This window comes from Pseudaminobacter salicylatoxidans, from assembly GCF_003148475.1.
Taxonomy (GTDB): domain Bacteria; phylum Pseudomonadota; class Alphaproteobacteria; order Rhizobiales; family Rhizobiaceae; genus Pseudaminobacter; species Pseudaminobacter salicylatoxidans.
On record NZ_QGGG01000034.1, the window covers coordinates 1 to 3,732 of the forward strand.

Below are 3,732 nucleotides of genomic sequence, written 5' to 3' on the forward strand. Positions count from 1 at the left end.
CAAGAGAACCGATGGTGTTCCATAAGGCTGGGATTGATCGCTCCGCCTTTGCACGCATCAGCGCCTTGAGCTTGGCGAAGGCGTTTTCGATGGGGTTGAAATCGGGACTGTAGGGCGGCAGAAACATAAGCGTTGCGCCGGCCGCTTCGATCGCGTCGCGAATGCCGGCGGCCTTGTGGGCGGGCAGATTGTCCATCACGACGATGTCACCCGCCGACAGGTTGGGGCCAGCACCTGCTCGACATAGGCGCGGAACACGTTGCTGTTCATCGCACCGTCGTAGACGAAGGGCGCTGTCATTCCGGTCAGCCGCAGCGCGCCGGTGAAGGTGGTGGTCTTCCAGTGGCCATGCGGCATGCCAGCCCGGCAGCGTTCGCCGCGCGGTGCTCGTCCACGCAGGCGCGCCATCTTCGTTGACAGGCCAGTCTCATCGATGAAGACCAGCTTCGCCGCATCGAGATCGAGCTGGCCGTCGAACCAGGAGCGGCGGCGTTTCAGGATGTCGGGGCGCTCCTGCTCCAGTGCATGTGCGGACTTTTTTTGAATGTCCAGCCGCGTCCGCGAAGCCAGTCGCTCAAGGCGCTCCGGCCGATGCGCATCGACTGCTCCGCCTCAAGGTGCGCCACCATCTCGTTCCGCGTGATATCCCTGCGATCTTCGATCATCCCGACGATGAAGTCCGCATATTCGTCGAGGCGAGAGCCGCGCCGGCGCCCTTGCTGTCGCGACGCCAACTCGCCAATCTTTGCCCGGGCGATCCAGCGGATCGCGCTCGATACTCCGACGCCGAAACGGGCCGCCGCCTGACGCGCCGATGCCCCTTCGGCGGCAGCCTTCAAAACACGCAGCCGCAGATCCTCGCTCAGTGCTCTTGCCATCATCAACCTCCGTCAACGCGGACGTTGAATCAGAAGCTAGTAACCGCATCACATCACAATCGATTCATCGATACCCGGATGCGCTCTAGAACTCATCAATGCATTGGATTAGCGAGGCACTACCCTTCGCCTCACGCCAGATGCAATTATTCTGACAGCAGGCCCGAGTCCGTCTTGAGCCGCAACAGATGCGATCCTCGAGAAGCGACCTTTATTGGCCGGTGCTCGTGTTGCCGCCTGACTTACTACTTTAGCTGCCTTAGAGGCCTTCTTACCCTTCACGTCCTGATCGATAGCCATCTTTGTGGATACCTCCGAAAGCGCTCTGGATAGCAGCGTCTCGAATAAAATCGTATCCAACTTCTCTGCCTGAATGGCCATATCTCTCACGATATCAGACGGCAGCGACCGAGGCGCATCAAGCAGAGATTTGTAGACACGCTGAATGGCCCGTTCCTGTTGTTCCCAAGAGAAGCGCTCGAGAAGTTCATTCGAAATTCGAGATTTCAATTCGTCTTTGCGCGACAACGCATCGCGAATAGCGCTTACACACGAATCCACATCGCTAGCTGAAAAAACGGTACCCACGTCGTGCTTCTCGATGAAGGCTTTCATACTAGCGACATCACTGACCACTACCGGCAGGCGAGCATGGAGATACTCGAACAGCTTGTTCGGAAGCGCGACTTCCGCATTTGGATAGTGGACCAAACCGTGGATGCCAACATCCGCACTTCGAATGAATGAGGTGACCTGATCGCTTGAAACGTAGGGATGTATGTGAAACCGTCCCCCCATCCCCAACTCGCCGGCGCGCTTCACCAGATCGTCAACATATTTTCCTTGGCTTACAAAGGCGAGGTGGACATCGGGCAATTTCGCGATAGCTTCCACTATCGTGTCACACCCCCGAAGGGGCGTAGCCCCACCCACAAAGACTACGAGCGGGGTCTCAGGAGCAATTCCAATCTTTTCCCGCACATTCTCGCCGGTCGAGGAAAACGCTCTTGCGTTTGGAGTATTATAGATGACCGTCGGCGCTACCGAGAGGCCATAACTGTGTTGCGTTACTTCAGCCAGCGCGTCGCTCACGGTGAAAAGATGATCGGCCTTGTGCAGATATTCGCGCTCCCAAGCGAGACAGATCGGCATGTACGCTTCTGCCAATTCGCCAGTTAAGCCTGCGACGTATTCGTGCAGGTCATGTATCCACGGTACTGAACTCCCGCCTGCTAGCAGCGCGGTTCTAGCGCCGGCTCCAATCTTGATACCGGACATGTCATGCGAGTGGATCAAACTGGGCCGCAAAGACACGATTTCGTTAACGGCCGATCCCATGAAACCGCCGACAAGCAACCGCAAGTCTTTGTTGCCGGCCCCCCAAAGCCTCAATTTAGAAAGATGCTTGGAGTAATTGGGGATTCTGACTGCACTTACCCCTTCGATCTCGAGGCGTTCAATGTGTGTGGCGCTTGTAACTCCGATGATCGTCGCACTGCACCCCATGTTGACCGCTGCTTGGGCGGTTTTGATGACCCTGCTATCACCTTCAATTTTGTTAAAAACGATAGAAACAATATGCGGACGCTCGTTCATATTAAATTGCTCGTGCCTAAACGTTAGAACTAGGGGCACTTCCAACAGAATTGGGCCATATTGTCCAGCTTCTAGCAACTGTGTCTAAGCGGCTTTGCCTGTCTGCCATGGCGCAGCGGTTTTGAGGACGGCGTTTGCGGTTACTACCAGCCTGCGTGCGACTGCAATGATGATGAGCTTGTGCGGTTTGCCACTCTCTTTCATGCGCTTTGCGAGAGGTTTGAGCAACGGATTGTGACAGGCGGCGGCGAGCGCTGCCTGGAACAGAACATGTCGCAGTGAGCGCCGTCCCCCGGCGATGGTTCGCCTGCCACGCTTTGTGCCACTGTCGTGTGACACTGGTGCAAGGCCCGTCATGGCGGCGGCCTCGCCTGCTGTCATCCGCCCGAGTTCCGGCATTTCAGCAATCAACATGGCTGCCGATACCAGGCCTATTCCGGGGATGGATCGTAGCAGTCGGGCTTTTTTGGCCAAGCTTTCCTCTTGAGTAATAACTCGCTCGATCCGCTGCTCGATCTCACTGATCTGACCATCCAGAACAGCCTTCAGAGTGCTGTCCAACTCCTGAAGATCGTCGGCAACACCTTGCTTCTCACGCGCACAGATCTGAGCTGCAAGCCGCTTGCGCATGTCCACAATCTGAGCCCGCCGGGTCGTCAACGCTCTGAGAATGCGCAGATTTTCATGCGGCAATATCCGCCCGGCTTCTGGGCGGAATTGCATGAAGCCGGCAACAAGGACCGCGTCGATGCGGTCTGTCTTGGCGCGCGTGCCTCGAGAACGGGCGAAGGCTTTGATCTGTGCCGGAGCCAGTTGCACCGCCTCAATCCCAGCAGCGACGAGATAAGCCCAAAGTGCCCATTCCTGGCCACCCGTAGCCTCAAACCCGATTCGCACCGCATCAGGCAGTTGCTGGATCCAGGCCAGCAACTGCACATGGCCTTCTGCGGTGTTGGGCAGGCGGAAGTGCTGCCCGCTCGATACACAAAATCCGTCGAGCCAATCGCGGGAAACATCTATGCCGATCACGGCTGTAGCTGGTATCATGTCACTCTCTCTTCCTTATGCTTCGCGGTCCCGCAAACAGGCCGCCGTCAACTGTTCGAGACGGTGAGGAGAGATGGGATCAGCCTGCTAGCGAACGTGGTCAGGCCACAAGATGTTAAACGCTGTATCCCACCCATCGCAGCTCCTGGCCGGGAGCCGCGATGGGGCTAATCTAGCAGGACTGAGACACATAAGGTGTTTGATCCCAGTT

2 protein-coding genes and 1 pseudogene are annotated in these 3,732 nt (G+C 57.0%); all 3 read right to left on the reverse strand.

Going from position 1 to position 3,732, the window contains the following annotated elements; all coding sequences use genetic code 11:
* A pseudogene (locus C7441_RS23625) lies at positions 1–878 on the reverse strand (IS630 family transposase); the annotation flags it as partial.
* A gap of 108 nt (positions 879–986) precedes the next feature.
* Entirely contained in the window at positions 987–2,474 is a 1,488-nt protein-coding gene (locus C7441_RS23630) for a glycosyltransferase family 4 protein (RefSeq protein WP_109614974.1), read from the reverse strand.
* An 84-nt stretch (positions 2,475–2,558) separates the two neighbouring features.
* Positions 2,559–3,521: an IS110 family RNA-guided transposase gene (locus tag C7441_RS23635; RefSeq protein WP_109614975.1), complete on the reverse strand. Its 963-nt coding sequence runs from the start codon at positions 3,519–3,521 to the stop codon at positions 2,559–2,561.
* Positions 3,522–3,732 lie beyond the last annotated feature (211 nt).